Annotated in this window: 15 protein-coding genes; 4 read left to right on the top strand and 11 right to left on the bottom strand. The window is 45.7% G+C overall.

Annotated elements, in window-relative coordinates; translation table 11 throughout:
- The first annotated feature begins 448 nt into the window (after positions 1-448).
- Positions 449-3,148: a TonB-dependent receptor gene (locus MASE_RS11315; protein WP_014949881.1), complete on the top strand. Its 2,700-nt coding sequence runs from the start codon at positions 449-451 to the stop codon at positions 3,146-3,148.
- A 203-nt stretch (positions 3,149-3,351) separates the two neighbouring features.
- Positions 3,352-4,287, top strand: a complete 936-nt coding sequence (locus MASE_RS11310; protein WP_014949880.1) for a rhamnogalacturonan acetylesterase — start codon at positions 3,352-3,354, stop codon at positions 4,285-4,287.
- Positions 4,288-4,431: 144 nt separating this feature from the next.
- On the opposite strand, the gene MASE_RS11305 is transcribed toward MASE_RS11310, so the two are convergent.
- The 11 genes from MASE_RS11305 to kduD all read right to left on the bottom strand — a co-directional run bounded on the left by MASE_RS11305 (position 4,432) and on the right by kduD (position 16,313).
- Entirely contained in the window at positions 4,432-5,403 is a 972-nt protein-coding gene (locus tag MASE_RS11305; RefSeq protein WP_014949879.1) for a sugar kinase, read from the bottom strand.
- A complete protein-coding gene (eda, locus tag MASE_RS11300) occupies positions 5,400-6,038 on the bottom strand; it encodes a bifunctional 4-hydroxy-2-oxoglutarate aldolase/2-dehydro-3-deoxy-phosphogluconate aldolase (RefSeq protein WP_014949878.1) in 639 nt (212 codons plus the stop codon). The genes MASE_RS11305 and eda overlap by 4 nt, the downstream gene beginning before the upstream one ends.
- Positions 6,038-7,579: a mannitol dehydrogenase family protein gene (locus tag MASE_RS11295; protein ID WP_014949877.1), complete on the bottom strand. Its 1,542-nt coding sequence runs from the start codon at positions 7,577-7,579 to the stop codon at positions 6,038-6,040. The genes eda and MASE_RS11295 overlap by 1 nt, the downstream gene beginning before the upstream one ends.
- A gap of 2 nt (positions 7,580-7,581) precedes the next feature.
- Positions 7,582-8,997 carry a glucuronate isomerase gene (gene uxaC / locus MASE_RS11290; protein WP_014949876.1) on the bottom strand — a complete coding sequence of 472 codons (1,416 nt, stop codon included), beginning with the start codon at positions 8,995-8,997 and terminating at the stop codon, positions 7,582-7,584.
- Between the two features lie 11 nt (positions 8,998-9,008).
- Positions 9,009-10,499, bottom strand: a complete 1,491-nt coding sequence (locus MASE_RS11285; protein WP_014949875.1) for a UxaA family hydrolase — start codon at positions 10,497-10,499, stop codon at positions 9,009-9,011.
- A 209-nt stretch (positions 10,500-10,708) separates the two neighbouring features.
- Positions 10,709-11,725: a LacI family DNA-binding transcriptional regulator gene (locus tag MASE_RS11280; RefSeq protein WP_014949874.1), complete on the bottom strand. Its 1,017-nt coding sequence runs from the start codon at positions 11,723-11,725 to the stop codon at positions 10,709-10,711.
- A 146-nt stretch (positions 11,726-11,871) separates the two neighbouring features.
- Entirely contained in the window at positions 11,872-13,167 is a 1,296-nt protein-coding gene (locus MASE_RS11275) for a TRAP transporter large permease (protein WP_014949873.1), read from the bottom strand.
- Positions 13,167-13,652 carry a TRAP transporter small permease gene (locus MASE_RS11270; RefSeq protein WP_014949872.1) on the bottom strand — a complete coding sequence of 162 codons (486 nt, stop codon included), beginning with the start codon at positions 13,650-13,652 and terminating at the stop codon, positions 13,167-13,169. The genes MASE_RS11275 and MASE_RS11270 overlap by 1 nt, the downstream gene beginning before the upstream one ends.
- A gap of 2 nt (positions 13,653-13,654) precedes the next feature.
- Positions 13,655-14,638 (bottom strand): TRAP transporter substrate-binding protein, encoded by a 984-nt coding sequence (locus MASE_RS11265; protein WP_014949871.1) that lies wholly within the window; start codon positions 14,636-14,638, stop codon positions 13,655-13,657.
- Between the two features lie 30 nt (positions 14,639-14,668).
- A complete protein-coding gene (kduI, locus tag MASE_RS11260) occupies positions 14,669-15,514 on the bottom strand; it encodes a 5-dehydro-4-deoxy-D-glucuronate isomerase (protein ID WP_041693774.1) in 846 nt (281 codons plus the stop codon).
- Positions 15,515-15,554: 40 nt separating this feature from the next.
- Positions 15,555-16,313 (bottom strand): 2-dehydro-3-deoxy-D-gluconate 5-dehydrogenase KduD, encoded by a 759-nt coding sequence (gene kduD, locus MASE_RS11255; RefSeq protein ID WP_014949869.1) that lies wholly within the window; start codon positions 16,311-16,313, stop codon positions 15,555-15,557.
- 178 nt (positions 16,314-16,491) lie between these two features.
- On the opposite strand from kduD, the gene MASE_RS11250 reads away from it, so the two are divergent.
- Entirely contained in the window at positions 16,492-17,721 is a 1,230-nt protein-coding gene (locus tag MASE_RS11250) for a DUF4861 family protein (protein WP_014949868.1), read from the top strand.
- A 451-nt stretch (positions 17,722-18,172) separates the two neighbouring features.
- On the top strand, positions 18,173-20,029 hold the full coding sequence (locus MASE_RS11245) for an alkaline phosphatase PhoX (protein WP_014949867.1): 1,857 nt from the start codon (positions 18,173-18,175) through the stop codon (positions 20,027-20,029).
- Positions 20,030-20,070: the final 41 nt, after the last annotated feature.

The raw sequence follows: 20,070 nt of genomic DNA, 5'->3' as shown, positions 1-20,070 counted from the left end.
TTTCTTCTTATTGTAAATTTTTTCAACAAAATTGTTGCCACCGGTAGCATAACTGTTTAGGATGTAAATCAAATGTAAAGCTTGAGTGTTGTTTTCGAGGTTTACATTATTGCCGAAGAGAAGTTTTGCGTTAATTAGAAAACATAGCTGTACCCTGCAACTCTTCTCATTCAAGGTTTTGGTCGTTTACGAGACCACTATAGAGAATGAATTAGAATTGACGCGTTTTCGCTTCCTTAACAGCCAAGACGTGCTATCGGATAAATGTAAAGCATTGACGGTATTAATCACCAAAATGTTATCCGGTGGCATAAAGGGGAGTGAAATGGTTAAATACGATAAATGTTGAATTTGTGTAAATTTGAATAGTTCACACACGTTTCAAAAGCATCTTCACCTTTTGTCAGTATGCGCGTCTCTTATAAATATAAAAACCGGAGAAACAACAATGTTACCAAAGAAAAAGCAACTCGCTGTTCTTGTTACGCTAGCGTTGTCAGGCGCACATATTCATGCGCAAGAAGCCACAGACGAACAAGCCAGTGAAACCGAAGCGCAAAATATGGAAGTCATTGAAGTATCAGGCTTTCGTGGATCACTTAATAAATCACTGATGGAAAAGCGAACATCAGTTAACAGTAAAGAATCAATTGTTGCGCAAGACATTGGTAAATTCCCGGACTTAAATATTGCTGAGTCAATTCAACGTGTACCCGGCGTAGCCATTTCTCGTGAAGGTGGAGAAGGGCGCCAAATTACTTTGCGTGGTTTGAGCCCTTCATTTACCCGCACAACACTTAATGGCATGGAAGTGCCAGCAAGTACAGATGGCACTGACTCAGGTGGCGGTGTAAACGGTGGACGTGGCTTTGACTTTAACATTTTCGCTTCTGAATTGTTCAACCGCGTAGATATTCAAAAATCTCCTACCGCCTCTATGGAAGAAGGCGGCATTGCAGGTACGGTTGATCTGTACTCGGCAAAGCCGTTTGATTACGACGGTTTTAAATTCGTTTCATCTCTTCAAGGCGGCTATAACAGCATTACAGAAGAGACCGATCCTCGCGCCGCTTTCATGATCAGCAACCGTTTCGCTGACGACAAAGTCGGTGTGCTTTTCTCGGCCGCGTTCTCAGAGCGCACAGTAAGACAGGAAGGTTTTGGTACAGTTCGTTGGACTACTCCAGTTCGCGATGGTGGTGGCATCTTTGGCGATACATCAAACACGGTTGTTAACGGCACACCTGACGTAGATGATTGCCAGTATGAAGGTGAGTCGGTAGACCCGATTAATTGTTTATGGACACCACGTTTACCTAGACCTGACTACTTTGGTAATGATCAAGAGCGTGTAGGCTTCACCGGTTCAATTCAGTGGGCTGCAACAGATAATTTCACACTTACGCTAGACGGTTTAGTGTCCAAACTTGATAACACCCGTACCATGTATAACTTCTTCCACATGTTCAGAAGTACATTCGAAGAAATTACGCCTACCTCTATTACTGTTCATCCTAATGGTCAACAGGTGCTGGCTGGTACGTACGACGGTATCAAATCGCGTATTGAAAGCCGTTTACAAGAATCAACTACTGACTTTAGCCAATTCGTAATTTCTGGCGAGTGGTTTATTGGTGAAAACCTTAAACTTGATATGATGGCCGGTACAGCAGAGTCTGACGCTCGTTCAGAGCAATATCGTTACAATATGACGCTGCTGGAAGAAACCAGCTACGGCTTTGACTTTAGCAATAACAGCAACGCGCCAGAAGTGACTTACGGTTACGATGTTAACGATGCAAGCAACTATAACCTAAGCGATGGCCGATTACGTGCTACTGATGTATTGCGTGAAAACGACACGGTCAAATTTGATGCGACATACTTAGGTGATGAAGTCACTATTAAGGCTGGCTTTGCCTACAATGACCGTGTTGTAACCTACAGTGAAGAGCAAATAAATGGCTTCCCGGATCAAGACTCGGCAGTAGGTTTTGCTGAAATTATGCCGGTAGACGATTTCGGAAGTGGTTTTGATGGCCCTCTTGACCCGTTCCTTGTAGCCGACTTTGACGCTATTAATAGCCAATTGTTAGATGTTGTTTGGACACCGCGTTCTGCACAAAGCTGGCAAGTAGGCGAAGAAACATCAGCTATGTACCTTGAGCTTGATACGAGCTATGAGATTGCCGACATGTTACTTCGCGCTAATTACGGTGTGCGTTATGTGAAAACAACCACCACCTCTGAAGGCTTTATTCAAGGCGAAACGGTACAAATCGAAAACGAATACAATAACTTTTTACCAGCAGTTAACTTAGCACTTGAAGCAACTGATGACGTAGTTGTTCGCCTTGGCTTAACACAGTCTATGACTCGCCCAAGCCTGAACTCATTAAACCCTGGTAACCCAAGCTTTGATTATATTAACGGCTCGGTGAGCGTGGGGAACCCATTCCTTGATCCGTTTACGTCGAACAACGTTGACTTTGGTGTTGAATGGTACTTCGATGACGAAGCGCTACTAGCAGCAACAGTGTTCTACAAAGACATTGATAACTGGATTGTTCGCGCATCAGAAGAGCGTTTAGTCGACAGTGCTTACTACGACTTTATCGACAACGATGCACAGTTTGACCCTGTAATTGCGCTAGACCCACGCACTATTCCATACGAGCATAGCAGTCCAATTAACGCTGAAGACAGAAGTGTAAGCGGTTATGAGTTAATTTATCAGCAGCCGCTAAGTTTCTTACCAGGACTGTTCGAAAACATGGGTATCGTGTCGAACTATACGCACGTTAATGCTGACGACATCGAAGGTATGAGTGAAACATCGTACAACTTTACGGTGTATTACGAAACAGACCAATACGGTGCGCGTGTGTCAGTTAACAAACGCGACGATTACCTGACAGACTTTACTGGCAGCAATGGTAACGTTGCGCACGGTACGACAGGACCTACGCAGGTAGATTTCTCGTCATTTTATAACGTAAACGACGAGCTAACGTTGACCTTTGAAGTCATTAATCTTACCGATGAGTACGAGCGCTTGTTTACCACGGGTGATGGCTCTTTGAACTTGGTACGTGAGTACAACCACACGGGCCGTCAGTTCTTCCTTGGCGCTCGTTATACTATGTAAAAAAACAGGCCGGCCAATTATGTTGGCCGGCCTGAGATAATAATTAAATGTTGTGTTCCGTGAAGACGGGTGTGTTTGGCCATCGTATTGATGGCCTTTTTTATGTGCAAAAAGTGTAGGCCGGGAGGAGTTCAGCACGCCTCTATCTCACTTTTTGAGCAATTTGCATCGCAACAATAGAAATATTGAAAAGGAGAAAAGGTGTGAAAAATTCAAGTAAACCCACCACAGGGAAAATATTCAACGCGCTGCGCTACAGTCTTGCAAGCGTTTTTGTTGTATCGAGTACTTTTACAGTGGCAGACCAGCAAGGCACGAGTACACTTCACATTAGTTACGCGGCGCAATCTAGCGCTTATGCACTTACCAGTTCGGGTTCCCAAAGTGCTTCAATCCAAAGCGCTACTAATAAAGGCAGTGAAGAGGCTGTAAAAGCTCCACCCTACAAAAAGCCAGTTACCCTACATCTGGTTGGCGACTCAACCATGTCAGACAAGCCTATGTTGTCATATCCAGAACGTGGGTGGGGGCAATTGCTTCCTGAATTCATGCTGCCCAATCTTAATATTAAAAACCACGCGGCTAACGGCAGAAGCACAAAGCGATTTGTAGATGAGGGACGCTGGCAGCTTCTGTTATCCGATCTGTCTGAAGGTGATTTTGTGGCTATTCAGTTTGGTCATAACGATCAAAAACAGTCGGATCCTGCTCGCTATGCCGACCCGGAAAATGCTTATCCAGCTTACTTGAATCAGTTTGTTCAGGATGTTGAAGCAAAAGGGGCATCAGTGATTATCGCAAGTAGTATTTGCAGGCGTCATTTCACTGAGGAAGGTGTATTAAAACGGACGTTGCTGGCGTATGCCGATACAGCGAAGAAAGTGGCAGCACAAAATAACGTGCCATTTATTCCTATGAACGCTTTAACTTGCGATTTTCTTGCTCAGGTAGGCGAGCCTAACAGCAACCATTACTTCATTAAGGTGCCCGCCGACCTTTATGCACGCTACCCTGAAGGAAAAACGGACGACACTCACTTGAACGTAGTAGGCGCGGCTAAAATGGCGCAAATATTTGTGCGAGAGCTAAAAGCGACAGCGCACCCACTGGCAAAATACGTATATCGAGACACGTTGTAAGCTCACATAAAAATGAAGTGGCGCGTTATTGCGGGCGTGCCGCGTTTTTTAGTGGGGGATCGCCTTTATCTTAATTAGCGTGCTTGCTTATGGTTACAATGGCAGGAAATAGAAGAGAAAAGAAAGAGGAATGTCACATACCGACTATAGCGACGGTATGTGATTAGTGAAGGCATCGCCTGATATAATGGCACCGGGGTAGGTAATCACAGTCGCTGCCACTTTTGCCCCATAGCTTGCGCTCTCAACAGGTTTTCTACCTGCAAGTCGAGCGGCCATATAACCGCCATTAAATGCATCGCCAGCAGCCGTTGTATCAACCACCTGTTCAACACGCTCAACAGGCACAATACATTGTTCTTGTTGACGGAGTATATGAACGCCAACCGCCCCGTTTTTCATAACGATTTCTTCAATTTGTTTGTCGGCTAAATAGCTAAATATTTCATCAGCATTAGTGTGGCCAAACAGCATTAAATGGTCGTCTGCACCTGGGAACGCCAAGTCTGCTTCAGCATATGCCTTACCCGTCCAGTATTTGGCATCTTCTTGAGATGACCAAAGACGAGCTCGATAATTAGGATCAAAGGCAATCTTACTGCCTTTGGCCTTGAGGGACGAAATCAGTTCGAAAAGTGTAGCGCGCTGTTCGTCATCTAAAATGGCAATAGAGATACCGCTCAAATAAAACCAATCACAAGCAAATTCAGCGCCCTTCATAATGTTGAGCGTCTGTGTTGCTGCAGATTGGTTACGCCAATATGCAAAGGTTCTTTCACCTTCGTTGTCGTTGCGGATCATATACAGGCCAAGGTTACGCGACGACGAGCGAAACACTAAATCAGTGTTAATTTCGTGCTCACCCATTTTAAACAGCAGCTCATCGCTTAAAAAGTCTGCGCCGATCGCCGTTAAGTAACTAATGGAAGATGAAGGCAAGCAGCGTTTTAAATAAACCGCAGTGTTGTACGTGTCGCCAGCAAAGCTTTTCGCCATCAGATTATTATCTGTGTTTTCATCGCGTATACTAACTGATGATTCACGCTGAGTGCTTCGAAGCTCTACCATGCACTCGCCAAAAATAACCATTCTTTGGTTGGTATCAACTATGCTCATGCCGCAGCCTCATCAAACAATGTTAGGCTTTGTTGACATGCCAAAGTTATAGCTTGCCAATTTTTTGCTTCAATGGCTGCCTTCGGCATCATCCATGTACCGCCTACTGCTCTTACATTGCCAAGCGAGAGATACTCATTCGCGTTTTCGCCATTAATGCCGCCGGTAGGGCAAAAGCAAACATCGCTAAATACGCTTGAAATCGCTTTAAGAAAAGGTGTACCGCCGCTAAGACTCGCAGGAAAGAACTTCATTTCGCGTATGCCTTTTTGGTGCGCCAAAAGAATATCGGCAGGCGTAGCGACGCCCGGCAAAAAGGGTGCATTTGAAGCAATCAGTGTATCGAGCAATGTCTCTGAGCTTGTGGGCGTTATCAAAAATTGCGCGCCTGCATCCAACGCTTCAAATACGTGGTTGCGATTTAACAATGTGCCCATACCCACAACGAGTTCAGGAAACTGTTTTCTAATCGCTGACAGGGCTTCAAATGCTGCGTCGCTGCGATTCACTACTTCTATGTTGCACAGGCCGCTATTTGCAATTGCTTCTGCTAGGTGAAGCCCCTCGTCAACAGATTTAGGCTGAATAATAGGGAGTAATGGGGCGCCTTTAAGCATGGAAAAGGTACTTTTCATCACGCGGTTCCTTTTAGTGAATCTAGCGAACTTTCTGTTAACGTAGTGGTAGCAGAGCCTTGCTGAATGTCGTTGCTATTTTCGTGCGATAAAATATCAAGTAGCTGATTAACTTTCTCGAGCACCTTTTCCTTGAACGTATTATTTACCGACAGTTCGGCGAACATGGTATCGAGTGATAGCAATTTTTTAGCAAGTTCTATCGCCTGAAAGTCTACCGATTTTGCTGTAGCCCTTAACATACTATCTAGCGGGTCGGTGATAGTTTCGTTTAAACGTGCCTTGTTGTTTACAAATAGGCACCAGGCCGCAACGGCACTGCAGAGCAAATCAATATTTCGTTTTGCTTTTAGGTTATCGCGTACTGTGTCGAGAATTCGAAATGGGATTTTCTGTGACCCATCCCAAGCAATTTGCGACAACAGGTGGCGAATATGCTTATTCTCATAGCGCTTAACAATGTCTTGTGCGTAAGCGTTCAGATCGAAGTCTTGTGTTCCGCTATCGGTATTCTCGTTATCACTGGATAGAGACGGAACAATTTCTTCTTTCAACATGGTTTGAATCAGTTGCTTTATGGCTGGGGTACGCATTGCGTCGAATACGGTTTCCTTGCCAAGCAATAACCCTATGTAGGCCAGTGTTGAATGTGTGCCGTTTAGAATGCGAAGCTTAGCTTTTTCAAAGAAGCTCACATCATGAGTAAAAGTAACGCCAACTTTATCCCAAGCGGGTCGTGGGCCAGAAAAATTATCTTCAACCACCCATTGAGTAAATGCCTCTCGCTGAATAGGCCAGTTATCAGTTAAACCCAGCTCAGCGGCAACATTGGCTTTGAAGCTGTCTTCAGTTGCTGGCGTAATACTGTCAACCATAGTGCAGGGGAAGGCGATGTTCTCGCTGATCCATTGGCCGAGTGATTCATCCGTTTTATTGGCGAACTCGGTCACCGCTTTTTGCAGCTTTTTACCGTTGTCTGACACGTTGTCACAGCTGATAATGGTAATATCTGCATAGCCTGCCTGCTTACGTTGAGCTAGCGCTTGCACAATTAGGCCAACTGCACTTACCGGTGTTTCTGGCGTGACTAGATCAGCTTTAATATCCGGGTGATCAGTATCTAGATGACCTTGCGCATTAAGGCAATAGCCCTTTTCTGTCACGGTAAGCGTCACAATTTTAGTTTGCTTGTTTACCAGTGCAGCAACAATGTCTTCACGATCATGTGCTAATGTAGAAAGGGTTTTAATTGCGCCGATAATGTGGGTTTCAGGCTCGTTATCAACAATACACAACGCATAGAGATTGTCTTGTGTACTCAACGCTTCTTTAAGTGATGCGCTGCGCATTGACACACCGTGAATGCGCCAGTCACCGCCATAAGCCAGCGCCTTTTCGGTATAATACGCTTGGTGCGCACGGTGAAAGGCACCTGGACCAATATGCACAATGCCACAACCGGTTGCTTCCAGATCGTAATTTGGTTTACTTACGCTGTCACTTAAAAGAGGTAGCGTTGAAATTGATAACGGCTTTGTCATGATTACCCCAGTTTGTACGCTTGTTTAGCAAAATCATAAGTGAGTTTTCTTGCAATGCTGGCCGCTTCTGTTTCACTGATGCGGTGCTCCACAACTAGCTGTGCAAGGAAGCGACAATCAATGCGTCTGGCAACATCATGACGTGCAGGGATAGATAAGAACGCGCGCGTATCGTCATTAAAACCAACAGTATTGAAGAAACCTGCGGTTTCTGTCACTTGATGTCTAAAGCGCAACATGCCTTCAGGGCTATCGTGGAACCACCAAGACGGACCAAGTTTCAGGCAAGGGTAATGACCCGCTAGTGGCGCTAATTCACGGCTGTACGTGGTTTCATCTAATGTAAATAGAATAATGTCGAGGTTAGGCTCGTTACCGTATTTACCGAGTAACGGGCGAAGCGCTTTAACAAAATCTGTTTGCATTGGAATGTCGTGGCCTTTATCGCGACCAAACTGTGTAAAGAGCTGACTGTTGTGGTTTCTAAACGAACCAGGGTGAATTTGCATCACCATGCCGTCTTCTACACTCATTCCCGCTAATTCGGTAAGCATTTGCGCTCTAAATAGCTCTTGCTCTTCAGGGTTACTGTTTCCACTTCTTACTTTATCGAATAAAGCAATACACTCAGCTTCACTTAAATCAGCTGTGTTCGCCGTTGGGTGTCCGTGATCTGTTGCTGTTGCACCGTGCTCTCTAAAGACGGCACGTCGTGCACGAATTGCGTTCAGGTAGCCCTGCCAGGTTGCAGTGTCTTCACCGGTGAGTTCACCAAGTTTCTCAATGTTTGAAACAATATCTTCGCGTGAAGCATCGACTACATCATCAGGTCTAAAGGTGGTGATAACCCGCTTTGCCCACGGTGTATCTTTAATCGCTGCGTGATGGGGAAGGGCATCAAGCGCGCCTTCGGTGGTAGCAATCACTTCAATATTGAAGCGGTCCATCAGCGCACGGGGTTTAAAGTCATCCCCTTGAAGCTGCGCAGTGATGTGGTCGTAATAATGCGTTGCGTTGTCGCTACACAACATCTCTCGCAAACCAAATACATCGTGAAATACAGTGTCTAACCACAAACGGGACGGTGTGGCAGCAAAGAGATGATAGTTATCTGCCAGAAGTTTCCAGATTTTACGTGGATCCTGTTCCGTTTCGCCGCCGTCCCAACGTGGCACACCAATATCGGTTAATTTAATACCTTGGCTATACAGCATTCTGAACACATAGTGATCAGGGGTGATAAACAACTCGGTTGCATTGGTGAAATTATTGTTTTGTGCAAACCAACGTGGGTCAGTATGGCCATGTGGACTTATGATAGGGAGATCTCGAATTTCCTTATACAGCGCCTTTGCAACACTTCGGGTTGCTTCATCGGCAGGAAAAAGTCTATCTTCATGTAATAATATCGATTCCATAACGCTCTCTTTTAGAGGGTGACGCCACGTTTCCAAATAGCAATCTCATGGCTGCCATTCTTCTCGTTGCAGGTTTGTTGACCAGATGCCACTGCCAAGCAATGTTGGAGTAGCGCTTCGGCACACTTATCGATAGAGACGCCTTCTAGAACTTGTCCAGCGTTAAAATCTATCCAATGTGGCTTCTTATTAGCGATATCTGAATTTGACGATATCTTGACTGTGGGTACAGGAAAACCAAGGGGCGTGCCTCGGCCTGTGGTGAATAAAACGATATGTGCCCCCGATGCTGCCAACGCCGTTGAACTAACGGCATCGTTACCAGGTGCTTGTAATAAACTTAGGCCTTTATCTTGCTTGGGCTCGCCATACTGCAAGATAGACTGAATAGTAGACGTTCCACCTTTTTGAACCGCGCCGAGAGACTTTTCCTCTAGCGTGGTTAAACCGCCTGCCTTATTGCCTGGAGACGGGTTTTCGTAAATAGGTTGATTGTGGGCGATAAAGTAGTTCTTAAACTCATCAATCAGCGAGTTAAACGCCTCGAATACGTCTTTGTTTTTAGCGCGATTCATTAAGAGCTGTTCGGCACCAAACATTTCTGGCGTTTCGGTTAAAATGACCGAGCCACCTAGATTACACATTAAATCGGTAACACGCCCTACTGTTGGGTTGGCAGTAATACCGCTAAAAGCGTCGCTACCACCACACTTCATGCCTAAGGTTAATTCGCTAGCGTCGATAGGCTCACGTTTGTCATTAGCCATTACTTTTAACAAGTCATAAACCGCATTGACGCCTTCTTCTAACTCATCTACCACTTCTTGTGCGTTGTAGAAGCGAACCCGATTTGCCGGTTTATCAACGTGAGGCAGTAAACTCTTAAGCTGATTGTTTTCGCAACCCAAGCCTACAATTAACACCGCACCAGCGTTCGGGTGAGATGCGAGAGAGGCTAAGATAGTGCGCGTGTCATCTAAATCATCGCCCAGCTGAGAACAGCCAAAAGGGTGGGTAAATGCGCGGAATCCGTCGCACTCGCTAGCGAAACGACGATTACATTCGTTGGCAATACGGTCTGCTGTTCGATTTACGCAGCCTACGGTATTGATGATCCATACTTCATTGCGAATACCCACTTTTCCATTTTCTCTTCTGTAGCCCATGAACTGTAACCCAGAAGTAAGATGGTTTTGTTTTGAAGCGGTATTTGACGGCGCGTAAACGTATTGTTCAGTGCCTTTTAACTTAGTCTTTGCGTTATGGCTGTGAACATGTTCACCAGCATTAATTTGGCTTGTTGCAGCACCAATGCTGAAACCATATTTCACGATGTCGCCACCGTCTGACAGGGTAACTAAGGCAACTTTATGGCCAGCAGGAATGTCTTGGCTAACTGTAATGTCATATTCAGCGATGTAAGTGCCAGCCACGATAGGGCAGGTTGCAACCGCAACGTTATCGTTATTATGCACTTTAACTAGTTGTGTTTTAACGTCCATTACAAGTCCTGCTTTATCTTTACGGCTTATTTAACTGCCAAGCGTTGTTAAATAAGCACTGTGTACTTAAAAAGAGCGATAGATTAGAAAACGTTGCTTTTTACGCTCTGTTTACAAATTGTTTATTTTTAACATTCTTTTTTATTGTCGTGCCACCGGTGGCATAATAGGTCGAAAAAGAAGTGTTAGCAACACTTCATTGTAAAAAATCACACTTTTTTGATTGAATCGCGAATAATTAGGTGAGGTTTGACCAGATACGTTTCGGTTTCACTAACTTCACTGCCTTCGATATGCGCGATGATTTTACGCGCTGCGATAGCTGCCATATCGCCAACGGGACGTTGAACAGTGGTAAGGGCAGGGATTACGCGGGCAGCAAGTAAGTTGTCATCGAACCCCGCGACGGATAGTTCGTCAGGTACGGTTATTCCCATTTCATGAGCCACTTTCAATACGCCTGCTGCCATTTCATCGTTGTTTGCAAAAATAGCTTTAACTCGTGGTGACTGAATAAGCAATTGACGCGCGCATTCTATACCGCTTTCGAAGCTGTTTTTACCCTCAATTACCCTGTTTTTAGGTACATCGACACCCAGGCCGTTAAGCGTTTCAACAAAGCCTTCCAAACGCTCTTTTGAGGAATAATACTGTTGCGGACCGCTGATGATACCAATGTCTTTATGGCCTAGTGAAACCATATAGCGCGCTAAGTCACTTAAAGCAGCTCTGTCGTCACTCACTACGATATTTTGATGGTCATCTAAATCTACTGACGCCATTCGCACATAGTTAATACTCTTTTGTTGCAGCGCGTCGGCTAATAACTTCGATTCGGATACCGGTGGCAATATGATGACACCATCTATGTTTGAACGACGCACAAAGTTAATACAGTCTTCTACAAAACCTTCGGCATTATAACTACAAGGGTGTACAACTAACTCATAACCCTTTTGAGAACATATGCTTAACACGCCTCTTTGTACTTGGTCTATATACAAGGCATCGGGGTTGTCATAAATCAAGCCTATCAAGTAAGAGCGGCTAGTACTTAAACCACGCGCTTGTTTGTCAGGGGCAAACCCCGTTTCTTGAATGACCGCTTCAATGCGCTCACGTGTTGCTTTTCCCACATTGGTCGCACCGTTAATGACGCGTGACACGGTACGCTTTGATACACCTGCTAGGGCTGCAACATCATTGATAGTCGGGCGCTTGTTCATAATTCTCTGTTTTTCCGCGCTATTATGTCGTTACTTCCGATATTACCATACAAATACGGGTAATACGTTTTTGTTACTTAAAAGTGAAAGTTCGTGTGATCAAACTACGCCTGACCACACTTTTCAGTTTTGATGATTCTACCTTACTAAAATCCTAGTGCACGTGGTAGCGCTTCGCTGAACCATGCGACATACGTAACTAGCATAAGAACGACAAACATAGCCACATATAAAGGTATTAGCGGTCGAATGATGTTCTCAAGTTTGGTTTTGGCAATGGCACAGGTAATGAAAAGTACGGCGCCGACGGGCGGTGAGCACAATCCAATAGACAGGTTGAGTACGAGCATGATGCCGAATTGCAGTTCGCTCATTCCAAGTTCTAAGGCCACCGGCAAAAATATGGGCGTAAAAATAAGTACGGCAGGTGTCATATCCAAGAATGCACCAACTACGATAAGCAATAGGTTGATTAAGAGAAGAATAAGTAATGGGTTATCGCTTATCGACAACAGTGCGTTACTTAAGGTTTGCGGAATGTTCTCAAACGACAATAGCCAAGACATCGCTGTTGAGGCCGCGATAAGCAGCATTACAATTGCCGTCGTTTCTGCCGCCTTCAAGAAAATATCAGGTAGGGCTTTCGCATCCACTTCTTTATAAAACACCACAGCTAACAGCAATGAGTAAACCACCGCAATGGCACCAGCTTCGGTAGCGGTAAAAACGCCGCCCACAATGCCGCCAATCACTAAGAATATGAGGAATAGGGAAGGGAGTGCTGCGATAGTTTTTTCGACAACTACTTTAATAGGAAGCCGCGGCGATAGGGGGTATCCCTTCATTTTTGCGTAGATAAAGCACACCAGCATGAGCGCTAGACCCACCATAATGCCTGGAATATAGCCAGCCATAAAGAGGGCGGCGATGGATACGCCACCGCTAGCGATTGCGTATACAATTAAGATATTACTTGGCGGAATTAACATTCCCGTAGTTGATGCAGCGGCAGTGACCGCTGCGCTAAAATTCGGCTCGTAGCCCGCTTTCTTCATTTCGGGCAACATGAAGCTGCCAATAGCAGACGTAGTCGCTACTGCAGACCCTGAAATTGCACCAAACAGCATGCAGGAAACAACATTCACCAAGGCTAAACCACCGGGAAGCGCACCAATAAGCGCCATTGCACATTCAATTAATCGCTTGGCTATCCCGCCGCGTCCCATGATAAGGCCAGATAAAACAAAAAATGGGATTGCCAAGAGCGCAAAGCTATTAAGACCACCTGCCATACGCTGGGCAATAGTAATGGTAGCCGGAGCAATGTCCATGCTCATTACCATAGCAAGCAGCGTGGCTACACCAATGCTGATTGAAATAGGAACATTTAAAAGAAGGAGTACAAAAAAGGCGACGACTAAGATAATACCGGTCAGTTCCATTACGCTGACTCCTTATTGTTGTTTCGCCAAAGTGCAGTAATGTTAACCAGTGCATAGGCAATGATAAGGCCTCCAGATAAGGGAAGCACGCTATAGATGAAGCCCATTTTCACACCTAGCGCTGCTGAGATTTGCTCTAGCTCTAATGTAAGAGACACTAGTTCAGCGCCGCCGTAAACCATCACCAAAACACAGAAGATAATGACAATGACTTCAACGCAGGTAAGTAGAAGGCGTTTCACTTTACGAGACTGACGCTCAACAATTAAGTTGAACCCCAAATGCGCGTTTTGGCGATAGGCGTAGGCCGCACCTAAGATGCCTATCCAAATAAGTATGAACCTAGACAACTCTTCGGTGACCGAAGCGGGGTCTTTAAGTACGTAACGTGAGACCACTTGCCAAATTACGGTAAGTAAAATACTTACCATGGCAATAATAAGGGTGCCGGCTAAGGCTTTATCGATGAGGCGTATTATTGTCATTGTTACATCGCTTTTATTTGCGTAATTAAGTCGCCAATTGGCGTGCCTTCAAAGCTCTTATGAAAAGGCTTTACCGCTTCGACGAAAGGTGCTTTATCAGGCGTAATAACTGTGACGCCTTCGGCTTTTACCTTTTCTAAAGAGGCTTGCGTAGATGTTTTCCAAAGTTCGCGTTGGTATTCAACAGAGTCTTCCATTGCTTTGGTTAGCCACGTTTGCTGCTGTTCATTCAAACTTTCCCATACCGGCAGCGATGCCAGCATGACGTCTGGAACACTGGTATGCTCGTCAAGGCTGTAGTAACGGGCAATTTCATAATGACGTGAAAGGTAGTAGCTGGGCGGGTTATTCTCTGCGCCGTCTACAACGCCTTGCTGAAGCGCAGTGTACAGTTCTCCCCAGGCAACGGGGGTTGCAGCTCCTCCAAGTGCGCGAACTGTTGCTACTGCAGTGGGGCTGTTCAACACGCGAATTTTGAGTCCGTTCAGATCGCTTGGTGTTTCTATTGGTTTGTCGTTGGTGTAAAAACTGCGGCTTCCCGCATCGTAATAGCCGAGACCTTTAAGTCGAAAGTCTTCAACACCAGATAGCAACTCATCGCCTAAATCGCTGTTTAATACACGCCAGAAGTGTTCGTTATCGCGGAAAATGTAAGGAATGCTAAAAATCTTCATTTCGGGAGCAAACCCTTCCAAAGGACTTGCCGACACCTTAGTCATGGCGAGTGAGCCAATCTGCAGCAGTTCTACCATCTCCCTCTCGGTTCCCAGCTGGCTGCTTGGGTAAATAACCACACTCATTGTACCGTCAGAATAGTAATCTAGGCGCTCTCCAAGATATTCCATTGCTTTATGTACTGAGTGTTGAGTGTCCAACGTATGCCCCAAGCGCAATACGGTGACTTCGCCTTGCAGTTCATTTTGCGAACACGCCGAGGTTAGCAACAGGGCCGTGGCTGACAGTGTGAGTTTTATATACCGCAACATAATCATTACACCTATTTAGAGCAGGGCTGCTTAACGCAACTGTGAAGGCGGAAACTTATCCATATCATCGTAATCCAGGTTTTCACCTGCCATTCCCCAGATAAATGCATAGCTTCCAGTACCTACACCACAATGAATGGACCAAGGTGGCGATACCACGGCTTCTTCATTTGCTACAAAAATATGGCGAGTTTCGTGAGGTTCGCCCATGAAGTGACATACGCGGCTTTCGCTATCCATATCAAAGTAAAAGTACACTTCATTGCGTCGGTCATGTTGATGAGCTGGCATGGTGTTCCAGACGGAGCCTGTGTGCAGACGCGTTAGTCCCATTTGAAGCTGACAAGTATCGACAACAGTATTGATAAGTAACTGTTTGATATCACGCTTGTTGGAGGTTTCCTGACTGCCTAAGTGAAGGATGTTTGCATCTGTGCTGCCTATTTTTTTGCAGGAATAGGCGTGGTGAGCCGGCGCCGAGTTTAAGTAATATTTGGCAGGATTGGACGCATTGTCCGACTCAAAAATGACTTCTTCATTGCCTTGTCCGATGTACAAGGCCTCTTCATTATCTAGGTGATAAGTGGTGCCTGAAACAGTAATGGTTCCAGGCCCGCCGATATTAATTACACCGACTTCGCGACGGGCGGTAAAGAACGGCATCTTTAACTGATCTTCAATGGTTTCTAGCGTTAGCGCTGACGTTGTCGGTACGGCACTTCCAAGCATAAAGCGTTCGTAGTGGGTGTATATCCATACGACTTCACCTTGTGTCATTAGGGTGTCGACTAAAAATGCGTCACGCAATTCCTGCGTGTTGTAAGCATTGGCCTCTTTACGACCGATAGCATATCGGGTATCTATTTTCTTGCTCATGTCTTTTCTATCGCTCATGGCTGTATCCCCCATTCGTTAATTAACGTGCTAGAAAGCCGCCGTCGACAGCAAGGATATGGCCGTTTACGTAATTGCTTGCTGCGCTCGCAAGAAATACCGCCGCACCTGCTAAATCATCACTTTCCCCCCAGCGATTTGCTGGAATGCGGGCACAAATTTCAGCACTGCGCGTTTCATCATCTTGCAGTGCTTGGGTGTTATCGGTTTTGATGTAACCTGGCGCAATAGCGTTCACCTGCACATTATATTGGCCCCATTCGTTTGCTAGCGCTTTCGTAAGACCCGCGATGGCGTGTTTACTCGCTGTGTAGGCAGGAACGGTGATGCCACCTGTATAACTTAACATTGATGCAATATTGATGATTTTGCCTTGTCCCCGTTCTACCATCGTCTTGCCAATAGTTTGGCTAAGTAGGAAAGCTGAATCGATGTTGACAGCAAGCACGTTTTTCCACTCGTCAAAAGGAAAGTCGGTTGCCGGTGCTCTGAAAATAGTGCCGCCGTTATTCAGCAGGATGTCGATGTGTCCTTTAATGCTTAACGCATCTTCAGCAAGTTTAACTACCGCGTCGGCATCAGCGAGGTCGGCATCTAATGCCATGGCTTGACCACCTTCACTTTGAATTTTACGTAGTGTCTCGTCACATCCACCTGGTCGAGAACTGGCGCAGATGACGAAGGCGCCAGAAGTGGCGAGTGCTAAAGCAAGCGCTTGGCCTATACCTCGACTTGCTCCGGTCACAAATGCGGTTTTACCTTCTAGGCTAAAGTTGACCATGTAATTTACCTTTCACTAAATGGTTCATGGGTATGACGAATTTTATCGACATACTAAATTGAAAAATCTCGTTAACAAAATTTAAAATAATTGCCACCGGTGGCATTTGTCAATATATTGTTTATAAATATCGTTAATTAGTTAAATGCGTTAACAACCGATGGAGAGCATAAAAGTGATGAAATTTAGTAAGATAGGTCTAATTTTGGTGCCATTATTGGCAAGTTGCTCACAAGGGGATATAAATTCGGCTTTGTCTGTTAAGGTGAAAAATTCGGCAGACGGTGGTAGCGGCGATCAAACTTTTGAAGTATCTCTGCCCCCGCAATATTCGGGGTGGAAGTTAAAGCAATTTCCGTCAGAATGGATTGAGAATAGCGAAGGGCAAGCGGTGTTACTAGGTGCAGCATCCATTGCGCCAGGAAGTAGTGCGTCATTGGAACTTATGCCACCTGAGCAAGCTACGAATGTTAACCTCCAAGACCGGGCGCACGCTGAACTTTCCGTAAGAACAGGAGGAGATTGGCAAGACGCAGTATATAGCGCTGAGGGTTTTTCTTTTGAAGAAGTTACCTCATTCACATCGCCTCCGCAATTGACCGATCATTCTTACTTTTTGCGTTACGAAGGACCAGGCTGGGAGTCTGATCAAATGGGCTATCGCCTTTATCTTGATTGGCGTAACGCTATTGATGTCTTTGTTAAAGCGAACGACAGTGTAGTATTACCTGAGGTGGGGCAAGACGGCTACGATAGCTATCATAATTTATCTTCGTGGGGTGGAGACGCGCTTAAAGTTGGTAAATCGTTGGGCGTGGGTGCGCTAGGTCGATTAACAGAACAAGAAACCCAAGACTCCTCAACGCAGACAGTTATGCACTTTCAGCATGTAGAGAATACGCAATACCAATTAGTCTCGAACTCTCAGTTGCGGGCTGAGTTCGAGGTTGGCTACGAAGGGTGGTCATCGTCTGATGCGAAAGCGGACAGCATCGACGTTACCACGCACTATCGAATTGATGCGTTTGACCCCACCACCCACATCAGCGTTTCTGTATCAGAGCCATCGGATAATATTGTCGCAGGTCTAGTGGCGCATGATGGAATGCAGGTGATTAAAGCCGAGCGTGGTGAGTGGGGCGTTGTAGCGACTTGGGGAACGCAAAGTATCTTGGCAGATAATGACAACTTAGGATTGGCCGTTGTTTATCGATTAGATCAGGTCGAAAAGGTATTCGAGGGTGAACATGACCACCTTGTATTGTTCAAACCTTTAACCGCTTTAGATTATAAAATTCTCGCGGTTTGGCCTGAGCGCAGTAGTGATGTACAAACTGCAAAGCAGTTTGAAGATTATCTGGTTAATAAATTAAAGATGTATAATCATCCTCTTACCGTCTTAAACTAAGTAATACTTAGCGACCAGGCTAGCGGGCCGTAGCGAAATGCGTAGCCCGTTAGCTTATACCGTGTCTTTCTCTAATTGCCTTCTCCAACTACCCTCTTTTTCCATTTTAGCCCATCCAACTTTCAAGCAGTTATGTGCTGTTGTGTTCACGGGCACAAAGCTCTGACCAGTATTGTGAAACAAATAATTCATAAACTGACTGAGTGGTTTAGGTTTTCTTGATTGAGCATTCAATAATCCCAATGATTACAGCGCCTTCGTAAATCTTCGCATTTGTTTTATTCGTTTTTTCAGACCCTTGTGTCAATAAAGCTTCATTTTGGTGTCAATTCACTGTCACCGGAATGTCACAAATGTCCTCCAGACTTTCGCCCGCTAAGACCGTTTACTGAGGTGAGTCTTCTGCTTACCTCCACTCAACATCGAAAACAAGTATAAGCAAGGAACTATAATGAAAAGCGAAACTCTTCGTGGAATTAAGTATTCAGCGATAGCACTGGCTGTAACACTAGGGATGACTGCCTGTTCACTGGAAGGTGACGATGGCGAAGACGGTGTACAAGGCCCTGTAGGTGAGCAAGGCCCAGTAGGAGATCAAGGCCCGGTGGGCGACCAAGGTCCTCAAGGTGATAGTGCAGGTACGCTAACACGTATTGCTACGGTTCCACTTGGTGCAGAAGTGACCGGTATATTCTTAACAGACGAAGGTGATTTATTTTTTAACGTTCAGCACCCGTCTGGCACTAATGCGGCGACAACCAGTGTAAATGCAATGCCTATCAACACCGGTACAGTGGGCGTGCTTGCAGGTGCTAACTTCAACAATCTGCCAGTAACATTACCAAATTCACCTGTACCAAGCTCAGATGAAGAAAAAGAGCTGGTGGTTTCTGCCATTGGTCAATATCAAGTACTTGGACAAACGGGCGACACTTTCGGTACTGACCTACCAGAAGGCTTAGGTCACATCTACACGTTGGATGGCGAAGAGTTGGTTCTTGAAAATGACATGCCTGATTTTAACGGCTTCATATCAACCGCCGAAGGCGAAGGTTACCTTTTCTCGAACTGGGAAGAGCTTCCTGGCGGTATGAGCCGCATGAAAGTTGAAAAAGACGAGTTTGGTATGTGGGAAGTAACTGAAGCCATGATGCTGGATTTCTCGCCAGTATGGGGAACGGCGGCAAACTGCTTTGGTTCAATGTCACCTTGGGGTACACCGCTTACTTCAGAAGAGTGGGTGGTTGATTCGGCGGTGGATACGACAACATCACCAAGCTGGAATAACCCAGAGGCCGTTTCTACAGATGCGCGCTTAGGTCGTATGTGGCAAATGACGGCGCCAGATGCGCCAAACCCTTACAACTATGGCTACATTGCGGAAGTAACAGAGCCGTTGGCTGATGAGCCGGTTATTGTTAAGCATTTTGCCATGGGCCGTTACGAGCATGAGAACTCAACGGTCATGCCTGACGGCAAAACGGTTTACCTTTCTCAAGATGATACGGGTGGCGTACTGTTTAAGTTTGTCGCAGACACAGCTGAAGACTTATCGGCAGGTACACTTTACGGCGCTAAGCTCACTCAGGACGCAGGTCAGAATGATCCTGCGACAACTGGTTTTGCGGTTGAATGGGTGGAATTAGCTAGCGGTGATAACCTGACTATTCGCGCGTGGATTGATGAATACAATGGTATTGGCACCGACGATTACGTGGATGGACAAAGTTCTTACATTACTATGGCCGACGTTCAAGCATGGGCTGATGGCGATGCGACCTATCCAACGGTAGAGGAAGGTGGCTCTAGCGTAACAGCAGGACAGCCAATGGATAACCGCGTAGCGTTCTTAGAGAGTCGCGCAGCGGCCCGTCTTAAAGGGGCTACCGCAGAGTGGAGAAAACTGGAAGGTATCTCAATCAACCAGAAACGCGCAAAGGAAGCGGTTGAAGGTGTAGATACTATCGAAGGTGAAGTGGTACAGAATGCATACCTTTACATCGGCATCGCTGATATCGACAACACAATGATTGACGGTGAAGGCGATATGCAGCTTTCAGCCCGCGTTAAAGACTGTGGTGGCGTTTATCGTGCCAAGCTTGAAGAAGGCTATAACATCTCTCGTATTGAACCTGTGGTGATGGGCGGTACGTACCGTTCAAGCCTAACTGGCGCCGAGCGTTGTGACGTTGAACAGCTTTCTCAACCAGATAACGTAGTGGTGATGAACGACGGCCGCATTCTTATCGGTGAAGACGGTTTCCAAGAAAACAATACGCTGTGGATGTATGAGCCAGCAGATAAGTAAGTTTTCTTTTTAATTTAAAAATACTCCGGGCACTTATGTGC

Origin of the sequence: Alteromonas macleodii ATCC 27126 (assembly GCF_000172635.2) — a bacterium.
Lineage (GTDB): Bacteria > Pseudomonadota > Gammaproteobacteria > Enterobacterales > Alteromonadaceae > Alteromonas > Alteromonas macleodii.
This window is presented reverse-complemented; position numbering and strand designations above follow the sequence as displayed.

Bases quoted from the DNA above. Each gene is read 5' to 3' on its own strand.
- MASE_RS11245 (WP_014949867.1), top strand. From the start codon at position 18,173: ATGAAAAGCGAAACTCTTCGTGGAATTAAGTATTCAGCGATAGCACTG.
- MASE_RS11285 (WP_014949875.1), bottom strand. From the start codon at position 10,499: ATGGACGTTAAAACACAACTAGTTAAAGTGCATAATAACGATAACGTT.
- kduD (WP_014949869.1), bottom strand. From the start codon at position 16,313: ATGGTCAACTTTAGCCTAGAAGGTAAAACCGCATTTGTGACCGGAGCA.
- MASE_RS11280 (WP_014949874.1), bottom strand. From the start codon at position 11,725: ATGAACAAGCGCCCGACTATCAATGATGTTGCAGCCCTAGCAGGTGTA.
- MASE_RS11295 (WP_014949877.1), bottom strand. From the start codon at position 7,579: ATGACAAAGCCGTTATCAATTTCAACGCTACCTCTTTTAAGTGACAGC.
- MASE_RS11305 (WP_014949879.1), bottom strand. From the start codon at position 5,403: ATGAGCATAGTTGATACCAACCAAAGAATGGTTATTTTTGGCGAGTGC.
- uxaC (WP_014949876.1), bottom strand. From the start codon at position 8,997: ATGGAATCGATATTATTACATGAAGATAGACTTTTTCCTGCCGATGAA.
- MASE_RS11250 (WP_014949868.1), top strand. From the start codon at position 16,492: ATGAAATTTAGTAAGATAGGTCTAATTTTGGTGCCATTATTGGCAAGT.
- MASE_RS11315 (WP_014949881.1), top strand. From the start codon at position 449: ATGTTACCAAAGAAAAAGCAACTCGCTGTTCTTGTTACGCTAGCGTTG.
- MASE_RS11265 (WP_014949871.1), bottom strand. From the start codon at position 14,638: ATGTTGCGGTATATAAAACTCACACTGTCAGCCACGGCCCTGTTGCTA.
- MASE_RS11275 (WP_014949873.1), bottom strand. From the start codon at position 13,167: ATGGAACTGACCGGTATTATCTTAGTCGTCGCCTTTTTTGTACTCCTT.
- kduI (WP_041693774.1), bottom strand. From the start codon at position 15,514: ATGAGCAAGAAAATAGATACCCGATATGCTATCGGTCGTAAAGAGGCC.
- MASE_RS11270 (WP_014949872.1), bottom strand. From the start codon at position 13,652: ATGACAATAATACGCCTCATCGATAAAGCCTTAGCCGGCACCCTTATT.
- eda (WP_014949878.1), bottom strand. From the start codon at position 6,038: ATGAAAAGTACCTTTTCCATGCTTAAAGGCGCCCCATTACTCCCTATT.